The 17,618-nt window shown below is 63.1% G+C and carries 22 protein-coding genes and 1 other annotated feature; of the genes, 2 read left to right on the forward strand and 20 right to left on the reverse strand.

Annotation, left to right across the window (positions count from 1 at the left end):
• Nucleotides 1–4: 4 nt before the first annotated feature.
• The 18 genes from OKC44_RS03495 to OKC44_RS03580 all read right to left on the reverse strand — a co-directional run bounded on the left by OKC44_RS03495 (nucleotide 5) and on the right by OKC44_RS03580 (nucleotide 13,579).
• A complete protein-coding gene (locus tag OKC44_RS03495) occupies nucleotides 5–472 on the reverse strand; it encodes a Dps family protein (RefSeq protein ID WP_242795875.1) in 468 nt (155 codons plus the stop codon).
• Nucleotides 473–596: 124 nt separating this feature from the next.
• Nucleotides 597–1,154: a DUF3833 domain-containing protein gene (locus OKC44_RS03500; RefSeq protein WP_270811058.1), complete on the reverse strand. Its 558-nt coding sequence runs from the start codon at nucleotides 1,152–1,154 to the stop codon at nucleotides 597–599.
• Complete coding sequence (locus OKC44_RS03505) at nucleotides 1,154–1,705, reverse strand: chalcone isomerase family protein (protein ID WP_270811059.1); 552 nt, start codon at nucleotides 1,703–1,705, stop codon at nucleotides 1,154–1,156. The genes OKC44_RS03500 and OKC44_RS03505 overlap by 1 nt, the downstream gene beginning before the upstream one ends.
• The gene (locus OKC44_RS03510) at nucleotides 1,662–1,880 is read right to left on the reverse strand and encodes a TIGR02450 family Trp-rich protein (protein ID WP_011705034.1); all 219 of its coding nucleotides are present in this window, start codon (nucleotides 1,878–1,880) and stop codon (nucleotides 1,662–1,664) included. Before OKC44_RS03510 ends, OKC44_RS03505 begins: the two co-directional genes overlap by 44 nt.
• The gene (locus tag OKC44_RS03515) at nucleotides 1,877–2,356 is read right to left on the reverse strand and encodes a DUF2878 domain-containing protein (RefSeq protein ID WP_270811061.1); all 480 of its coding nucleotides are present in this window, start codon (nucleotides 2,354–2,356) and stop codon (nucleotides 1,877–1,879) included. Before OKC44_RS03515 ends, OKC44_RS03510 begins: the two co-directional genes overlap by 4 nt.
• A 2-nt stretch (nucleotides 2,357–2,358) precedes the next feature.
• A complete protein-coding gene (locus OKC44_RS03520; RefSeq protein WP_270811063.1) occupies nucleotides 2,359–3,615 on the reverse strand; it encodes an SAM-dependent methyltransferase in 1,257 nt (418 codons plus the stop codon).
• Nucleotides 3,615–4,397 (reverse strand): DUF1365 domain-containing protein, encoded by a 783-nt coding sequence (locus OKC44_RS03525; protein WP_270811066.1) that lies wholly within the window; start codon nucleotides 4,395–4,397, stop codon nucleotides 3,615–3,617. Before OKC44_RS03525 ends, OKC44_RS03520 begins: the two co-directional genes overlap by 1 nt.
• Nucleotides 4,394–5,653: an NAD(P)/FAD-dependent oxidoreductase gene (locus tag OKC44_RS03530; RefSeq protein WP_270811069.1), complete on the reverse strand. Its 1,260-nt coding sequence runs from the start codon at nucleotides 5,651–5,653 to the stop codon at nucleotides 4,394–4,396. The genes OKC44_RS03525 and OKC44_RS03530 overlap by 4 nt, the downstream gene beginning before the upstream one ends.
• Nucleotides 5,650–6,387 (reverse strand): SDR family NAD(P)-dependent oxidoreductase, encoded by a 738-nt coding sequence (locus OKC44_RS03535; protein WP_270811071.1) that lies wholly within the window; start codon nucleotides 6,385–6,387, stop codon nucleotides 5,650–5,652. The genes OKC44_RS03530 and OKC44_RS03535 overlap by 4 nt, the downstream gene beginning before the upstream one ends.
• Entirely contained in the window at nucleotides 6,384–6,812 is a 429-nt protein-coding gene (locus tag OKC44_RS03540) for a nuclear transport factor 2 family protein (protein ID WP_270811074.1), read from the reverse strand. The genes OKC44_RS03535 and OKC44_RS03540 overlap by 4 nt, the downstream gene beginning before the upstream one ends.
• 1 nt (nucleotide 6,813) lies before the next feature.
• Nucleotides 6,814–8,235, reverse strand: a complete 1,422-nt coding sequence (phrB, locus tag OKC44_RS03545; protein ID WP_270811077.1) for a deoxyribodipyrimidine photo-lyase — start codon at nucleotides 8,233–8,235, stop codon at nucleotides 6,814–6,816.
• Nucleotides 8,232–9,119, reverse strand: coding sequence for a MerR family transcriptional regulator (locus tag OKC44_RS03550; RefSeq protein WP_270811079.1), 888 nt, complete (start codon nucleotides 9,117–9,119; stop codon nucleotides 8,232–8,234). Before OKC44_RS03550 ends, phrB begins: the two co-directional genes overlap by 4 nt.
• A 63-nt stretch (nucleotides 9,120–9,182) precedes the next feature.
• Nucleotides 9,183–10,127 (reverse strand): YbgA family protein, encoded by a 945-nt coding sequence (locus OKC44_RS03555; RefSeq protein ID WP_270811081.1) that lies wholly within the window; start codon nucleotides 10,125–10,127, stop codon nucleotides 9,183–9,185.
• 172 nt (nucleotides 10,128–10,299) lie between these two features.
• Nucleotides 10,300–10,929, reverse strand: a complete 630-nt coding sequence (locus OKC44_RS03560; RefSeq protein WP_011705025.1) for an outer membrane beta-barrel protein — start codon at nucleotides 10,927–10,929, stop codon at nucleotides 10,300–10,302.
• Between the two features lie 184 nt (nucleotides 10,930–11,113).
• The gene (locus OKC44_RS03565; RefSeq protein ID WP_016349812.1) at nucleotides 11,114–11,662 is read right to left on the reverse strand and encodes a DUF3157 family protein; all 549 of its coding nucleotides are present in this window, start codon (nucleotides 11,660–11,662) and stop codon (nucleotides 11,114–11,116) included.
• Nucleotides 11,663–11,757: 95 nt separating this feature from the next.
• The gene (locus OKC44_RS03570) at nucleotides 11,758–12,630 is read right to left on the reverse strand and encodes a hypothetical protein (protein ID WP_011705023.1); all 873 of its coding nucleotides are present in this window, start codon (nucleotides 12,628–12,630) and stop codon (nucleotides 11,758–11,760) included.
• Nucleotides 12,631–12,675: 45 nt separating this feature from the next.
• A complete protein-coding gene (locus OKC44_RS03575; RefSeq protein WP_011705022.1) occupies nucleotides 12,676–12,954 on the reverse strand; it encodes a DUF6482 family protein in 279 nt (92 codons plus the stop codon).
• 25 nt (nucleotides 12,955–12,979) lie between these two features.
• Entirely contained in the window at nucleotides 12,980–13,579 is a 600-nt protein-coding gene (locus OKC44_RS03580) for an HAD family hydrolase (protein WP_270811084.1), read from the reverse strand.
• Nucleotides 13,580–13,748: 169 nt separating this feature from the next.
• Nucleotides 13,749–13,884: a sequence feature (Phe leader region), on the forward strand.
• A 38-nt stretch (nucleotides 13,885–13,922) separates the two neighbouring features.
• On the opposite strand from OKC44_RS03580, the gene pheA reads away from it, so the two are divergent.
• Complete coding sequence (gene pheA, locus OKC44_RS03585) at nucleotides 13,923–15,095, forward strand: prephenate dehydratase (RefSeq protein ID WP_011705019.1); 1,173 nt, start codon at nucleotides 13,923–13,925, stop codon at nucleotides 15,093–15,095.
• 104 nt (nucleotides 15,096–15,199) lie between these two features.
• On the opposite strand, the gene OKC44_RS03590 is transcribed toward pheA, so the two are convergent.
• Nucleotides 15,200–15,631 (reverse strand): LPP20 family lipoprotein, encoded by a 432-nt coding sequence (locus OKC44_RS03590; RefSeq protein ID WP_011705018.1) that lies wholly within the window; start codon nucleotides 15,629–15,631, stop codon nucleotides 15,200–15,202.
• 15 nt (nucleotides 15,632–15,646) lie between these two features.
• On the reverse strand, nucleotides 15,647–16,267 hold the full coding sequence (locus OKC44_RS03595; RefSeq protein WP_016349807.1) for a FlgO family outer membrane protein: 621 nt from the start codon (nucleotides 16,265–16,267) through the stop codon (nucleotides 15,647–15,649).
• A 194-nt stretch (nucleotides 16,268–16,461) separates the two neighbouring features.
• On the opposite strand from OKC44_RS03595, the gene OKC44_RS03600 reads away from it, so the two are divergent.
• Complete coding sequence (locus OKC44_RS03600) at nucleotides 16,462–17,616, forward strand: flagellar assembly protein FlgT (protein ID WP_270811085.1); 1,155 nt, start codon at nucleotides 16,462–16,464, stop codon at nucleotides 17,614–17,616.
• Nucleotides 17,617–17,618 lie beyond the last annotated feature (2 nt).

The raw sequence follows: 17,618 nt of genomic DNA on the forward strand, positions 1-17,618 counted from the left end.
GCTATCAGGCTAAATAAGCTCGCAGCATCCAGACCAGTTTCTCCTGCTGCTGCACATAGTCGGAGAGAATGGACGCAGTCCCTTCATCACCGGCATCGGCGGCCTGCCCCAGGATGCGGCGCTGGGCCACCAGCAGCTCGCGGAAACTCTCCAGCAGGGATTCGACGCAGGCACGACCGTCGTGCAACCCCTTCTGCTCGGGAATGGCGGAAACTTTCAGGTAGTCGCTGAAGCTGTGCAGCGGCACGCCATCCAGGGTCAGGATGCGCTCGGCCAGAGCATCGACCTTCAGCAGCAGGTCGTTGTAAATCTCTTCGAACTTCAGGTGCAGCTCGAAAAACTGGTTGCCGCGGATGTTCCAGTGGAAGCCGCGAACGTTCATGTAAAGGATCTGGTAGCTGGCCAGCAACTTGTTCAGCTCGGCGGCCAGCGCTTGTGATTGAATGGTATCAAGACCAATCGGACTCTTCATGTTTCACCTCCAGATTTGACGACCTGGTCATCTTAGAACCCATCAGACTCAAAAGGTAATAGTTAAGATCTAACTGATTGATAGAGTACGGCTATCATCCCTGTTGTCGGCCGGGCGAGGCGGCTCATTCAGGCTGCCGCTCGATGTAGAGAAGCACCTCCCCCAGCTGAATGCCGAACTTGCTGATGGCAGCCCGGTTGAGCAGGCGATCTTCATCCAGCAGATACATCCAGTCATCGAAACTCACCCGCACCACGCTGCCGTCAGGCAGCACCAGATCGAGCTGATAGCGCCAGTTGAGGGCAAAGCCTGCCGTCTTGCCTACCGCCTCCCCCACCACGTCGGCCGCCGTGCCGCGCCAGTGACCATCCGCCCCCTTGCTCAAAAACCAGGTGCGGGTCTGCTGGCGCCCGTCATCAAAGTAGAACTGCTCGAACAGCTCCCCTTTGTCACCCTGCCAGTGCCCGCGCATCTCCACCCGAAAACGGCTGGTCACCTCACCGCTGCGATCGGTCACCAGACCGTGCGCCGTCAGCTTGCCATTGAAGAAGCGGGCGAGATCCCATTCAGGGCCCTGACCGCGATAATCCTCCAGACTGCTGCCGCAACCAGCCAGCAGCAACAGTGGCAACAACAGCAGGTAGCGACAGGCGTGAATGTATTTCATGAATCCCTTCTGCATCAGCGCTCTCCCCGCAGGCGGCGGGTGAGCGCCGGATCACGGCTCCCTTGTGCCAGCCAGATGGCAAGAAAAGCCGCCGAAAATTGCGGATCGGCGAGGGTGCCGAGCGGCTTGTCCCGCCACCAGAAATGGCCCGCGCCGCCCCTGTCGACATAGAAGGTAAGCCGGTCACCCGCCTGAACATCGGGCCAGAGCACGGCGAGCTGACCAAGCCAGCCCTGGCGCTGCTGCTCGCTGCCCAGCCCCAGTCGCTGCCACTCGGCGGCAGTGGCGCTCAAGAGATCGTCCCGTTCAATGGCTCTGGCGTAGGTGAGGCTGAGCGCCTGAGGATAGTGACCCGGTCGATAGTGGCCGTTCTCGCTGTAGAGGGTGGCATCATAGAGCTTGAACCAGAGCCAGCTCATCTCGCCGCGCCCGACCGGCTGCAGCTGCTGCCAGGGAGTAACCAGGGCTTGCCCGGTCTGGGCGAAAGGGGTCAGTGGTAGGCTCAAGCCTGCCAGCAGCAGGCTAATTCCACCCCATGTGCCAATGGGCGGGATCTTCGAGTTCATGCCAGTCCATCTCCTGTTCCAGCAGCGTGTTGATGTCCTGCATCACCACCTGCTGCAGCTGCCCCTGCGCGTCGCGCTGACAGGCCACCACCAGATAGAAACGCTCGGTCAGCTCGTGCCGGCTCTCTTTGGTCCATTTGGAAAACAACAAGGTGTCGGTCGAAAAGGTGTTCATCTCGCTTCACCCTCCAGCTTGACCGTTACCCACAGGAGTACGGGTAACCACCACATCCAGATCACCGCCAGCAGTGCCGCACTGATCCCGATGCCCCAAGGTAAGTGTACTGCCCCCATGGCGGCTCCCGCCACATAGGAGGAGGCACCCCCAACCATGCCGAACAGCCCCTGCTGCCAGCGCGGCAAGGGCCGCAGCCAGCGCAGGCCATGGGAGAGGGTCAGAGCAAAGCCGCACCAGAGCAGCACCAGCCAGAGCGGAAAACCGCTGTTGAAATAAAACAGCCCGAGTTGCCAGAGCAGGGCATCGAGCAGGCTGCCGGCAAGAGCGACCGGGATGAGCCGCCAGTCGTGCCAGCGGCGGGGGGAGAAAAGAAAATGAAGCAGCAGCAGTGCCAACAGCGGGCCCGGCTGCTGCCACTTCACCGCCAGCAACCAGTAGAGGTTGAACCCCAGCAGATGGGCCCACTGCCACATGATCAGCGATCGCCGACGGGCAGATCTCCACTCCAGCCGAGTGGGCCCGGTTTGGCCGCTTCCAGCTGCACCAGGCTGATGGTGCGCTCCCAGAAGCCCCCCTCGCAGTAGGCGAAATAGAAGTGCCACAAGCGGATGAAGTCCTGGCTGTAGCCGAGGGCTGGCAGCTCGGGCGCCAGCGCCAGGAAGCGCTGGCACCAGTGGGTCAGGGTGCGGGCGTAGTGGTGGCCGTGATCGTGCAGCCGCACCAGCTGCATGTCGGTCTCGCGCGCCAGCAGCCCCGCCATCTGGGAGACGCTCGGCAGGCAGCCACCGGGGAAGATGTAACGCTGGATGAAATCAACCCCGCGCAGATACTGGGCATGGCGCTGATCGGCGATGGTGATGGCCTGGATGAGCAGGCGACCACCGGGTTTGAGCAACCGTGACAGCTGGCGGAAATAATCGGGCAGGAAGGCGTGGCCCACCGCTTCGATCATCTCGATGGAGACCAGCTTGTCGTAAGTGCCCTCCAGCTTGCGGTAATCCTCCAGCAGCAAGGTGATGCGATCCCCCAGCCCCTCCCGCGCAATCCACTCCTTGGCGTAATCGTGCTGGGCCCGGGAGATGGTGGTGGTGGTCACCCGGCAGCCATAGTGACGGGCCGCATAGACGGCGAGACCGCCCCAGCCGGTGCCGATCTCCAGCAGATGATCGTCGGGGCCGAGCGCCAGCCGCTCGCAGATGGTGCGCAGCTTGGCCTGCTGCCCCTCTTCGAGAGTGGCACCGGCGCTCGGATAGATGGCGCTCGAGTACTGCATATGGCTGTCGAGAAAACCCTGATAGAGGGTATTGCCGAGATCGTAGTGGGCGGCGATGTTGGAGCGCGAGCCGGTCAGGGTATTGCGATTGAGCCAGTGACGCACCTTGTGGAACGGGAAGCTGAGCCAGCCGAGGCGCCGTTCGAGGGAGTCGAGCAGGGTCAGATTGCGGGCCAGCAGCCGTACCAGCGCCACCGGATCCGGGCTGGTCCAGAGCCCCTCCACCCAGGTTTCCCCGGCGGCGATGCTGCCTCCCAGCAGCAGGCGGCGATAGAAGGCCGGATCCTGCACCACCAGCTCGGCGTGCAGGTCGGTGCCCGCCACGCCAAAGCTGTGGCGCTCAGCGCCATCCCGCACCAGCAGCTGGCCATGTTCGAGGCGACCCAGCAGATTGAGCAGCAATTGCCTGGCCCCCTTGTCGATGAAAGAGGCAGAGAGGGTTGATTGCACAAGTTCCATTAGCGGCTCTCCGGATGGCTAAAAATCGGTGTTCGTTTGATAAAAAGACGCAGGGCCTGCCAGTAGATCCCGAGCAGCACCTTCATGGTCATCCAGGGCCAGCGGGCCAGCAGGACCACCAGCCCCTTGCGCGACAGCGGCGCCCGGCGCAGCGCCAGGGTGGCGTCAAACAGCTTGGCCTCCCCGGATACGGGATGACTCTCGATGTGGATCAGTGTCTCCTGCGCGGGCGGACGAATGCGCCAGTGGTAGCGCATCGCCAACCCCATAAAGGGAGAGACGTGAAAATCCTTGTCGTGGGGGGCCAGCGCCGCCAGATCCAGCAGGTAGTAGTGGCGCTCGTTCCAGGGGGTATTCGACACCTCCGCCAGCAGATAGCGCGCCTCTCCCTGCCGGTAGCAGAAGTAGAAGTTGACCGGGCTGAAGTAGAAACCCAGACAGCGCACGTTGCCGAGCAGCAGCACCCGCCCCTCGGGCTCGGCATCGCCACCCAGTTCGCTCACCTTCTGCCACACCGCCTGCTTGAGCGGCCCCTCGCTGCCGCGCAGGTAGTCGTCACGGTGAAACGAGAGCAGCCCTGCCCGCTCTACCCCGAACCAGCGCCCCTTGCCGAGCGTAGCCAACTCGTCGAGATCCAGCCCCAGCATGAAGAGGTTGTAGGAGAAGGCGTGGGCGCGCGGTGCGAAGCGGCGGTGGCGCACCGACCCCTGCCAGATGGCGCTAAGGGTGCCGGTCATGGCCTCGGCACTCGCCTCCTGCCCGCTCAGGACTGCACCCTTCATAGCTCGGCCCCGAACCGTCTGGCCACGTCTAGGGCGCTGCGCACCCCGTCTTCGTGAAAACCGTTGTACCAGTAGGCGCCGCAGAAGTGGGTGTGCTGCTGGCCGCAGATCTCGGCGCGCCGTTGCTGGGCGGCGATGGAAGCCTGATTGAATACCGGATGGTGGTAGACGAAGCGGCGCAGCACCTTGCTCTCATCCACCTTGCCCTTTGGATTGAGGCTGACGCAGAAGGGCTGCGGAGAGCTAACCCCCTGCAGTATGTTCATGTTGTAGCTCACCAGCGGCCGCGCCCCGTCATCCTCGCCCAGCTGATAGTTCCAGCTGGCCCACGCCTTGCGGCGCACCGGCAGGCAGCGCACATCGGTGTGCAGCCAGACGTCATTGGCCTGATAGAGCATGGCACCGAGAATGGCCTGCTCCCGCTCGCCCGGATCCGCCAGCAACGCCAGCGCCTGATCGCTGTGACAGGCGAGGATCACCTCGTCAAACCGCTCCTCGCCGTAGCTGCTCTGGATCAGCACCCCGTCCGCCTGGCGCCGGATCCCCTGCACCGGACAGGCCAGACGAATGTGAGCCTGCCAGCCGGCCGTCAGCGGGCCGATATATTCCCGCGAGCCGCCAGGGATCACGTACCACTGGGGCCGGTTGGCCACCTCGAGCAGGCCGTGGTTGGCAAAAAAGCGCAGGAAGAAGCCCAGCGGAAAGGCGCGCATATCGGCCAGCGTCGATGACCAGATAGCAGCCCCCATCGGCAAGATGTAGTGGCGGGCGAAGTAATCGCTGAACTCCCCCACCTGCAGAAAATCTCCCAGGGTCAGCTCGGGGCCCTCTGCCTGATGTTGACCATCGGCCAGCCAGGCCCGCGCCTCCCGGTTGAAGCGCAGGATCTCGGCGACGAAGCCGTAGAAACGGGGACTCAGCAGGTTGCTGCGCTGGGCAAACAGGGTATCCAGGTTGTGACCGTTGTACTCCAGCCCCTGCGGGCTTTTCACCGAGAAGCTCATCTCGGCCGGCTGCCACGCCACCCCGATCCGCTCGAGCAGCCGCAGGAAGTTGGGGTAGGTGCGGTCGTTGAAAACGATAAAACCGGTGTCGATGGCATAGCTGCGCCCCGCCTGATGGACGTCGACGGTGGCGGTGTGGCCCCCCAGGGTCGGCGCCGCCTCGAACAGGGTGATGTCGTGCAGCTTGTGGAGCAGAAAACCGGCGGTCAGACCTGAAATACCGGAGCCGACAATGGCGATCCTTTTCTTCATGAAGGGCGTCCTTTCGAAACGAGTGTGCGGCCAAGACGCAGCCAGAGCCCCGTCGGCAGCGCACCAAGCAGGCGCAGCAACCAGATGAAACGGCGGGGAAAGTGGATCTGGTGACGACCGGCGGTGAGCCCGTCCATGATGGCGCGGGAAGCCTCTTCCACCGTCACCAGACAGGGCATGGGAAAATCATTTTTGGCGGTGAGCGGGGTCGCCACGAAACCGGGACGGATCAGGGTCACGCCGATCCCTTTGCCGGCCAAATCCAGACGCAGGGTATCCGCCAGATAATCGAGGGCCGCCTTGGAGGCACCATAGGCTTCGGCCCTGGGCAGCGGCAGCCAGCTCACCGACGAGCTGACGATGGCAAGGCGTCCGCCCGCCCCGAGCAGCGGCAAAAAGGCGGCCAGGGCATGACCGGTGGCGATGAGGTTGGTCTCGATGACCCGGGCAAACAGGGCGCCGTCAAACCCCTCGGCGACATCCATATACTCGCAGTTGCCGGCATTGAGGATCACCAGATCGACCCGCGGCAAGCTGGCTGCCGCCTCGCTCACGGCGCTGGCATCGCGCCCGTCAAACTGCAGCGGCGTGATGCCGTGGCGACCCAGTGCCAGCAGCCGCTCGCCATCGCGTCCGCAACCCCACACCTGCCAGCCGGCGCGCCGATAATCGAGCGCCAGCTGAAAGCCGATGCCGGAGGTGGCACCGGTGATCAGAACCCGGCCGCCGCTCATGCGCCCAGCCTCCCCTTGAGGGTGCGCACCAGGGGGCCTATCAGCGGCAACTGCTCGTAGAGCATGGCGCCCAGATCGAAGTAGTCGCGATGCAGGCACACCTTGCCCGCCGCGTCGAACTCGAGGCGGGTTGCCCCCTCCACCGTCACCGGCGCACCACCACGCAGCCTTGGATGAGAGAAGGTCATGGTCCAGCCGAGCCAGGCCTGGCGCCCCTGCAGCAGCTGGCTGGTGATGACGAAGCGGCAGTAGGCCAGGCGCTGATAGAGGACGGCAAAATAGTCGGTGAGCGCCGCCAGCCCCTCGATGCGGTGAGCAGGATCGATAAAGACCACCTCGTTTGCGTAGACCTCGGGCAAACGGTGCAGCTCGTCTCTGCTTAGCTGCTGATAGAGGGCCACAAAGCGGGCCAGCGACTCATCCATGCTATTTCTCCAGGGCGCGAAACATCTCGATGGCTCTCACCCGGGCAACGGCGTGGTCCACCATGGGGGCCGGATAATCGTGTCGCCCCTTGAGCCGCAACCAGTCGTGGGGCTGGTGCAGATAGGCGGCAGGCAGATCAGCCAGCTCAGAGACCCAGGTACGAATGAACTCCCCTTGCGGATCAAATCGTTGCCCCTGGGTGGTGGGGTTGAACACCCGGAAATAGGGCGCCGAATCGGCCCCGGTCCCCGCCGCCCACTGCCAGCCGCCGTTGTTGGCCGCCAGATCCCCGTCGATCAGCCGACTCATGAAGTAATCCTCCCCAAGCCGCCAATGGATGTGCAGATCCTTGGTGAGAAAACTCGCCACTATCATCCGCAGCCGGTTGTGCATCCAGCCGGTGGCGTTGAGGCAGCGCATCGCCGCATCGACGATGGGATAGCCGGTACGTCCCTCACACCAGGCGGCGAAGGCATCCGGATCCCAGCTCCACGGCAGGGCCGCCGTCTCCGGTTTGAAGGGCCGATTCATGGAAAGGGTCGGGATCAGCACCAACAGGTGGCGATAGAACTCGCGCCAGATGAGCTCATTGAGCCAGACAAAACCGGGCTGAGCCTTGGACTGGGGCCGGTAACCAAGCCGCTGCTGCAGCGCGGCCACGCACTGGCGCGGGCTGATGATGCCGGCCGCCAGATAGGGAGAGAGCACGGAGGTACCCGCTATGGCAGGAAAATCCCGGGTCTCGCCATAGTCGAGCACCGCCTGCTCCAGAAAGTCATTCAAGCGGCGGCTGGCCTCGGTCTCCCCCACCGGCCAGCGGGGGTCTGCCGTCAGCTCGCCAAGGGCGGCATCGACGAAGTGCCACTCGACCAGCGGCTGCCACGGCAGCGGCTCGCCACGGGCTGAAGGCGCGCGATGAATGACGAAGCCATCCTCGTCGAGGGCCTTGAGCCAGGCGCGGCTGAAGGGGGTGAAAACCTTGAACATCTCTCCAGAGCCGGTCAGCACCCGCCCTGGCGGCAGCACGCAGCAGCCGTTGAGCCAGTGGCAACCCACCGTCTGCTCCGCCAGCGCGGCGCTGACGGCCTGATCCCGACGCTGCTCGTCGATCTCGATGGCCTGATTGGCGTAGAGCTGAGTCACGCCCAGCTCGCGGCAAAGATCTGCCAGCGCTGCCGGCACCTCGGCAAAGGTCTCCACTCGCAGCAGATGGAGCGGGATGCCGAGCGCCGCCAACTCGCGGCCCAGCACATCGACCTGAGCCAGCAAAAAACGCTGACGGACCGGGGCCAGCTTGTGCTGCCGCCACTGGGTCGGGGAGAGGATATAGAGCGCGGCCACCGGCTCATCACCGGCGCAGGCATGCCGCAGCGCCGGGTTGTCGGCAAGGCGCAGATCATTGCGAAACCAGACCAGCTTCATGATTTTTTCCTCCCGCGTCCGCCGGCGACACCCGCTGCAGGCCCGCCCGCCATCAGCTCGGCAAGGCTCGCCTGCCAGCCGTGGGCTTGCAGCCACTCGCCATCGTAGAGGCGCCCCAGCTCACCAAAGAAACGGGTGCCGGCCGGCCAGTCGGCAGCCAGCTCCTGCTTGCCAAGGCCGGCCCCCAGCAACACCAGCCAGGGGGTGACGGCACGCCCCTCCAGCAGGCTGGTATGGCGCGGCTCCACCGCCCCCAGCAGCTGCACCTCATGGCCCTGACCGATCAGCTCGTAAGCGGCCCAGACCAGATCGAGCGGGCCCACTTGTCCCCAGCTCGCCAAAGTGACCGGTACGCCCTTCTCCTGCTCGATGAGGTGGCGGGCGAAGCGGGTATGCAGCCAACCCAGCCACACCTGCTGCAGCAGCTCGCCATCGGGGCGCTCGCGCCACAGCCCGAGCAGCCGCTCCACCAGCGGCTGCAGCACCCGGCTGCGCACCAGCTCGAACGGGTAGCTCGCCAGCAGGTCGTTCAGCTCGGCCTCGGCCTTGCGCTGGTTGAAGGCGAGCAGCGCCTGACTGAACTGCTCCAGGGTCTGCTGCCAGTGATCGCTCACCGGCTGGGCCTGGGGTTCGCTCAGCAGCCCCTTCACCTGTCCGATGCTCACCCCCCGCTCCAGCCAGCTCAGGATCTCGCCTATCTGGCGAATGTCCTGCTCGCTGTAGAGGCGGTGGCCCTTCTCGGTGCGGGCCGGCTGCACCAGACCGTAGCGGCGCTGCCAGGCGCGCAGGGTCACGGCGTTGACGCCGGTGAGGCGGGAGACCTCGCGAATGGGGTAGATCCCCTCCTCCGGCGAAGGAGAAGCGGCGTGCGGTAAATCAGACATAACGGCATCCAGCAAAGGTTGAGGGAGAGGCCCCGGCCATCCGCCGGGGCCTGCACAGAACATTCAGAGCCCGTAGCGCAGTTTCAGCGTGTCGGGATGGGGATTGAGGTACACCTGCTCGGCGAGATAGGGATTGGGGTATTCGCGCAGGTAGTGGCGGATCAGGGTGAGCGGCACCAGCAGTGGAAAGACGCCGGTACGGTACTTGTCGATGGTGTCGCACAGTTCCTGCTTCTGGGCCGGGGTCAGCACCCGCTTGAAGTAGCCCTGCAGGTGCATCAGCACATTGGTGTGGCTGCGCCGGTTGGCCCGCAGGGTCAGCGCCGCCATCAACCCCTGGATGTAGTTGTCGGCCACCTGCTGCAGGTCGGCCTTGGCCAGGTTGCCGAGCAACTTGCCGAGCGCCCGGTAGTGGGTGGTGGCGTGGGAGAGCACCAGATACTTGTAGCGGGAGTGGAAGCGGATCAGCGCAGAGGCGGTGATGCCGCGCGCACAGAGCTGCTGCCAGTCGTGGTAGGCAAAGACCCGCAGTACGAAGTTTTCCCGCAGGATAGGATCGCACAGGCGGCCATCTTCCTCCACCGGCAGCAGGGGATTGGCCTCCATCAACGCCTTGGCAAACAGGCCCACCCCCTCCTTGGCACTCCCCTCGTTGTTGGCGCCGTAGATCCGCACCCGCTCCATGCCGCAGCTGGGGGATTTGGCGCAGAGGATGTAGCCGGAGATGAAGTCGAGCTGACGCGCCTTCTGCTCGCTGAAGGCGATGAGCTGGTCGGTGACGTCGAAGCTGCCGTTGCTCGCCTCGGCGCGGATCTCGCCGTGGCGCTTCACCAGCCGGATGGCGGCGCGGGGCGCCCCGAGGCCAATGGCCATTTCGGGACAGACGGGGTGATAGTCAAAGTGGGCACCGAGATCCCGCTCGCAGAAGCTGGAACGCTTGTGGCCCCCGTCGAACCGTACCTCCTGCCCCAGCAGGCAGGCGCTGATACCAACCTTGATCTTGTACATATCATCACTCCTTGTATAAGTCTGAATCAGTTATAGCAGTTATACAAAAAATTGTAAGTTGTATAACTATTGCGGACTGATACGGCGCAAGGGTGAAGGGTGGATCAACCGGAAATGAAAAAACCCATGACCGAAGTCATGGGTAAAAATGAAGACACTACAGGAAGGATGATTAGAAGCTGTACTTCACACCCAGGCTGGTGATGGAGCCCTGTTGCAGGTCCCACTTGCGGTAGGTGTAGTCGGCAGTGAGGGCCAGGTTCTGGCTCACCTTGTAGGCGGCGCCCACTTTGAAATCGTGCATGTCGTCGGTCATGTTGGCGTAGCGGTAGCCGGTGGAGAGCTCGACCGCGCCGATGTCGTAGCGCAGGCCGGCCTCACCGTACATGCTGCCGCTGTTTTTGCGGGTGATCACGTCCCAGCCGCTGTCTTTGACGTTGGCGGCCACCTGACGCTCCATGGTGTAACCCATCAGACCTGCTTCCCCATACAGGTTCAGACCTGTGCTGAGCGGGGTGTAGACACCCAGACCCAGGCTGGAGATGCCCATGCTGTCGTTGCCATCGTTGCGGGAGGTGTACTCGCTGCCCAGACGACCGTAGAAGTTGGAACCGAAGCTCTTGGAGAGGTCCAGGTTCAGACCGCCGAAGTCGCGGTTGTTGCTATCCTTGCCGCCGATGTAATCGGACTTGGTGTGCGCCCAGGTCAGGCCGCCTTTGGCGTAGCTGAAGGCATCCTCAGCCAGAGCGGAAGTTGAAGCGAAACCGGCCAGAACCAGAACTGAAAGTGCAACTTTTTTCATTTTGATGACTCCACAGGTTGAGCTAGTTGGGACCTAGCTGGAATGGGGTCATTGTGCAGAGGACGGGGAGAAATGCCGAGCGGCAAGCTGTTGCCAAACCATGTCAGATGTAAGCAACTGTTGCAGGTGGTTACCGGGTTAACAATCAAGACAGGCTCCCTGCAGGAGCCTGTTGCATGAGGGATCAGCGGAACTCCACTTCCTCAATCTCGACCCGCACCAGGGGCTTGCCGGTGAGGCCGGCCGGGCGCGGCACCTCCAGCACCATGGAGGGGCGCTGCTGCCCCTTGCGCAGATAGGACTCCGGCAGACGGTTCTCGCCGACCCAGAAGCGGGCCTCCTGCTTGACCAGCTGGGCCCCCTGCTCGCTGAACAGGGTCACGCTGCCGCGTACCCGTACCACGTTGCGGGTGCCGGTGTTGCTCACCATGAATTGCAGTTGCAGAGGATCCGAGCCCTCCACCTTGGCCAGCTTGACGCCGATCCCGTCCTTGACGGCCTGGGCCAGCAGCTCCGGATTGCTCATCGCCTGCTCGGTCAGCACCGGCACTGCCACCGTGCCCTGCACCGCGCTGCCGTCGGCGGCGGGCTTGAGCAGCAGGTATTCCCAGGTAAAGTCATCGTTGAGCTGCACCTGGCGGCCATCCGGCAGGGTCACCTGGGTGAGCGGAGCGGCCTGCACCAGCAGGGGTGAGAGGCAGAGGGCAACCAGCAGACGGGACAAGGGTTTCATAGGGTGATGACTCGACGTCGATGGAAAAGGGCGTCAGTATAAAGAGTCCGTCCCGGCTTGCCTATGACCGCACTCACGTTCCTGCCCTCGGTTGCCTAGACCACCAGCTCCTGCCGCTCCTCTTCCGCCGCCATGTCCAGCGTCACCAGATCGAAGGCCGTGCTCTTGAGGGCGGTGAGGATATCCGGCTGCAGATCGAAGGCCTGCGCCCGCAGCCGCGCCGGCACCCGCACCCGGGCCAGGGTGGTGGCCCGATCGGCGAGGGTATGAAAAAACACCTGGGCCTCCTCCAGCCCCATGTCGGCCAGCATCTGTTCCGCCATGTCCACCATTCGCAGATGACGGCGCTCCACCAGCTCGGGGTCGGAGAAACGGTAGCTCAGGCAGCCGTGGGCACTCTTGCCCCAGCGCCCAAGCTGGCGCTTGTTGAAGCCGTAGCGAAAGTCCCTGTGGGTCATGCCCTGCTTGGCAAACAGCCAGAGGGTATTGGTCGGCAGGCTGCCGAAACGGCGCAGATACTCCTGCAGCTCCTCCACCGGTGCCGGCAGCAGCATGGGCAGGTGGCTCCAGTCGGTTTCCAGCGCGGTGAGGTGGCAGATGTAGCGCACCGGGTCGATCACCTCGTTGAGGTGGCGCAGGTGATCGCAGAAGATCATCTCATCGGTCTTGATCACCCGCTGCTCGATGCCGTAACGCTGGCAGTAGCGCTTGGCGCGCGCCACCTCCTTGCGACTGCGGGTCGGGCTGTCCAGGGTGATGGCCCGGATCCGGATACCGCTGGCGCGGCACAGATCCATGCTGTAGCAGGATTCCAGTCGACCGGAGAAGGAGACCGCCAGTTCGCCGTAGCCAGCCAGGGTCTCGATAAGTGACTGTTCCCTGGTCTGAAAGGTCTGATCGTATCCCCGATTCAGCACAACGATATTGGCATCCATAACGACGGCACCGGATGATGAATTGGGCGCCATTGTGCTGCAACAATCCTGAATAAACCCTTAAAGGGCAGGGATAAATCAGAATTTAATGATAATTTCATGCCAATTAGTTTCATTTTCATCCAGCTGAGCATCGTAAATCCGAAGTTTCGCCTGATGAACCTGATGCATGCGCAGAAATCCCTCCGCCTGTTCGAGGGAGGCAAAGGTCAGCCGGCCCCCTCCGCTGTCGGTGAGACACTGCATCTCGCCGTCGGCCTCGACACAGAGCTGATACCCGCTGCCATCCAGACAGGCGATCAGCAGCCCCGCATCCGGATAGTGACTGAGCCAATTGCGAAACCGGCCATGCTCCATACCCCCTCCCTCTACATCCTGCCATTCAGGTGGGCAGATAACCCTGCGCCACCAGTTGCTGGCGACAACTGTATGCATCGGTAAACACCAGGCCGCCGATCCCCAACGCCTGTGCGGCAGTCACGTTGGCCGGGCTGTCATCGATGAACAGGCACTGCTCGGCCTGCAAGTCGAACGACACCAGCAGATAGCGGTAGATATCCGGCTCCGGCTTCATCATCCGTACCCTTGCCGACACCACCTTGCCGCTGAAGAAACGCCAGAAGGGCTGATGCTGCTCCAGCCAGTCGATGCTGGCATGACCCATGTTGGAGAGTGCGTAGAGGGTATGACCCGCCCCATGCAGGCTCTCTATCAGGCTCAGCATAGCGGGATCCGGCACCAGCGAGGCGGGCACCGCCTGCAAAATCGCCAGGTTTTCGGCGGCGCTCAGCCCGGTGCGATGCTCGGCCTGGCGGGCCATGGTGTGCAATGACAGGGTGCCGCGGTCCACTTCCAGCCAGTCAGGGTGGTTGAACAGCCGCTCCGCCAACTGCTCCGCTCCGTGCTCCCCGCGCACCGAGCGCACGATACCGACCGGATCCCAACTCACCACCACCCGTCCCAGATCGAAAATAATCGCCATCTTCACCTCCAGCTATCTGCATCATTACGACAGCAAGCGGGTCCGTTTTACCCGGTTTTTCCCCCGCAGACTCACGCCCCTACCCTGCCCCGTTCGCCTCCCCCGGGCAAGTTTTACTTGCATCGCACGGTCAAATCCCTTAATGGTTATGGCGTTACCTCAAGGACACACTCATGCACGCACCATTCTTTTTTGCTTTCTCGTTTATCCGGCCCTCATGAGGGAAGGCCCGTCGTCACGTGAAGCACTCGCGTAAACAGAAAGCAAAGACGAATCGAGCCTCCCCTAGCGGAGGTTTTTTTTTTGCAGCCACCACAATCGATTACTTGGATAGGGAACCATCATGGCAACGCTCGACGAGATCAGACAAGACATCACCCAGTTGGATCAGGAGCTGCTCGCCCTGCTGGCCAAACGCAAGACCCTCAGCATCGAGGTCGCCCGCGCCAAGCAGGCCAACCCGCGCCCGATCCGCGATCCCCAGCGCGAGCAGGATCTGCTGGTCGCCCTGATCCAGAAAGGGCGTGTGCTGGGGCTGGACGCCCAGTACATCACCCGCATCTACCACACCATCATCGAAGATTCCGTGCTCTCCCAGCAGGCCTATCTGCAGAGCCTGCTCAACCCGGAGCAGCAGGAGCCGATGACCAGCGTCGCCTACCTGGGACCGCGCGGTTCCTACTCCAGCCTGGCGGCCCGCAAGTACCTGGCCCGCTACAAGGATCAGGTGATCGAGGTGAACTGCCAGAATTTCCGCGAGGTGTTGGATGCGGTGGAATCGGGCCGTGCCGCCTTCGGGGTGCTGCCCATCGAGAACACCAGCTCGGGCTCCATCAACGAGGTGTACGACGTGATGCAGCACACCAGCCTCTCCATCGTCGGTGAGCTGACCTACCCCATCGAGCACTGCATCCTCACCGCCGTGCCGACCGAACTGGGCCGCATCAAGACCTTCTATGCCCACCCGCAGGTATTCCAGCAGTGCTCCCATTACCTCAGCAAACTGGAAGGGGCGCGCCACGAGATTTGCGACTCCTCCTCCAGCGCCATGATGAAGGTGAAAGAGCTGGCAAGCCCGGAGGCGGCGGCCATCGGCAGCGCGGCCGGCGGTGAGCTGTACGGGCTGGACGTGCTGGCCGAGCAGCTCGCGAACCAGAAGGAGAACTACAGCCGCTTCATCGTGGTGGCGCGCAAGCCCATCGACGTGGCACCGCAGATCCCGGCCAAGACCACTCTCATCATGTCCACCTCCCAGAAACCGGGCTCGTTGGTGGAGGCGCTGCTGGTGCTGCGCAGCAACGAGATCAACATGACCAAGCTCGAGTCCCGCCCGGTGCAGGGCAACCCGTGGGAGGAGATGTTCTACCTGGATGTCTCCGCCAACCTGCAGACCCCGGCCATGCAGGCCGCATTGATGGAGCTGACCAAGATCACCCGCTACATCAAGGTGCTGGGTTGCTACCCGAGCGAAGATGTCAAACCGACCGCCGTGCCGCCGGTGCTGCTGGGCAACTAACCAGCGCTGCAATCAGCCAGGCTTGGGCGGCCGACACCGCCAATGAAAAAGGCGACCCTCCGGGGTCGCCTTTTTGTCGTCCATTCTTCGCCGCGGGCACGCCGTCAGAACTGGCCCGCCATCAGCTGATTGATGTTGTAGAGGGCACGGGTATCGAGCTCCATCTCGGTGGCATAGGTGTTGCCACGGGGATAGGAGGCCACCACCCTGGCGCCGCGCACCATGCCGGCTACCGACACGTCCAGCGAGTTGGAGGTCTGGGTCAAGTCCTTGTAGCTGCTCTGGCCGCGCACCTGCTGGCCGTTGAGCTGTTCCGCCAGCTCCCGATAGGCATCCATCTTGGAGGCGCGGATGGCCTGCAGCATCTTCTCGGACTGGGACGGACCGGGCTGGATGTCGATCACCGCGTAGCCGACCGCCTTGAGCACCGGGAAGTCATCCGGCTTGTTGTTGCCGCCGCCATAGTTGACCACCCGATTGCCGCCGCTGCACGCCGTCAGCAGCAGGGCCAGCAGGCATCCGAACAGGATTTTCATTGCGTCTACTCCTTGTCAGGGCGTCAGGTTGACCAGATGGCCGCCGGGACGCGCCTGGCTGTCACGCATCAGGTAACCGCGGTTGATCGAGGCCCGGCCAAACGAATTGTTGGCACCGAACAGGTATTTTTGCGGGATCAGGCTCTGGGCCGTGGTCTCCACCATCTTGGTTCGCAGGTCGATGATGCGGGCATTGACCAGGATCCCCTGCTTGTTGCGGCTGAAGGTGCCTGTCAGGATGCGGGAGATGGGTAGCCGGGGGGAGAGATCCCGATAGTTGCGGCTCATCACGAAATCCCCCTGCGGGGTGACCTTGATGCTGCCGGTCAGCTTGAAATCCACCACCACTTCCCCGCGCCGGTTCAGCTCGTAAATAAAGCTCTCCTCGATCTGCTGCCCCATCCAGTTGGTGTCCTGCAGGGTATCGAGATCGACAAAAGAGGAGACCGCGATGGGTTCGGTCAGGGTGGAGAGCGACTTGCGCTCCATCAGCTGATCGGTCATGCGCGCCACCAACCAGTTGAGTTCCATCCCCTGCGCCGCCTGACGAGGATCACCCTGCTCCCGGTTGATGGGGTCGGAGCCGCAGCCTGCCAATGCCAGGGCGAGCGCCAACGCCGTGATGAGTTTGTTCATGGATACCTTTCCTGTATCTGCACCTGATTTGTTATCGGTTCGACCGGCCAAAGCTTGAGCCGGGAATGAGGCATGGATCTTGCTAAATATTCGCGTGTGCTGTGTAACCGGCACGGTTCTGTGATCTGTATCGGCCGGCGACCTCGCTTCGACAGGGGTGAATCGCGCCGACCCGCATATTCAAGGTGCTTGTCATGAAATTACCGCTGCTGTTAACCCTGCTGCTGGCCAGTCTGTCGGCCCGGGCCGAGATCATCGAGGCGCAGGGCAGTGCCGCCATTCTGGGCGGAGACGAGGTCTACGCCCGCGAGCAGGCGACCCGCGATGCCCTGCGGCAGGCTCTGCTGGCCAGCGGCGCCGCCGTCTCCAGCATCCAGCGCCTGGAAAACGGCAGCCTGCGCTCCGAGCAGATCCAGATCCGCTCCGGCGGCGACATTCGCCAGTATCGGCTCAAGCGGGAAGAGGTGCGCAACGGTCGCATGTACATCACGCTGCAGGCCGACATCCAGGCCGAGCGCCAGATCTGCCAGACCCAGCACTACGCCAAGGATTTGACGCTGGTACGGCTGCGGCTGCGCTACCCCGAGCAGGCGAGCTACGGCGCCCTCGACGACATGCCCGCCAACCTGTCACGCCGCATGTTCGAGGCCCTGGCCAATGCGTCGCAAGGGGTGGCCGTACGCCAGTGGCTGGATGAGAACTTGCGCATCGACCCGCTCCACCTGCAACAGGGGGATCGCAGCGCCCTCGAGGAGATCAAGGCGCTCAGCCTGCGCACCGACAGCCAGTATCTGGTGCTCGGCAGCATCGACGATCTCTCCCTCGAGCCGCAGGGCAACCAGCTGACCAGCTGGTATGAAGACCCCATCCGCAACTTTCGCATGCAGCTCTATCTGTTCGACGGCATCAACGGCAGCCTGCTCGGCCGCAAGGAGTACCAGGGCCGGGCCAACTGGACCTTCGCCAAGCGGGATCAGGTGGGCAGCAGCAGCGGCCAGTTCTGGCAGTCGAGCTACGGCCAGGAGGTCAACTACCAGTTGCAGGAAGCGGTGCAGGATCTGGTGGCCCAGCTCAGCTGCGCCCCGGTCACCGCCCGGGTGGTCGGCCAAAACGAGCGCGGCCCCCACATCAATCTGGGCCGCCGCAACGGCGTTCGGCTCGGGGATCAGTTCCGCATCCAGCACGATGCCGATTTCATCGACCCCTACGGCAAGTCGCGCATGATGCGCAACCCCGCCGACGGCCTGTTCGAAGTGGTGCAGGTATTCGAGGATGGCGCCATCATCAGCAGCCAGAACAAATATTCACCGTTTAACATCCAGATCGGGGATCTGGCAGTATTGGAATAAGA

Source organism: Aeromonas sp. S41-2 (assembly GCF_027705845.1).
GTDB classification, from domain to species: domain Bacteria; phylum Pseudomonadota; class Gammaproteobacteria; order Enterobacterales; family Aeromonadaceae; genus Aeromonas; species Aeromonas hydrophila.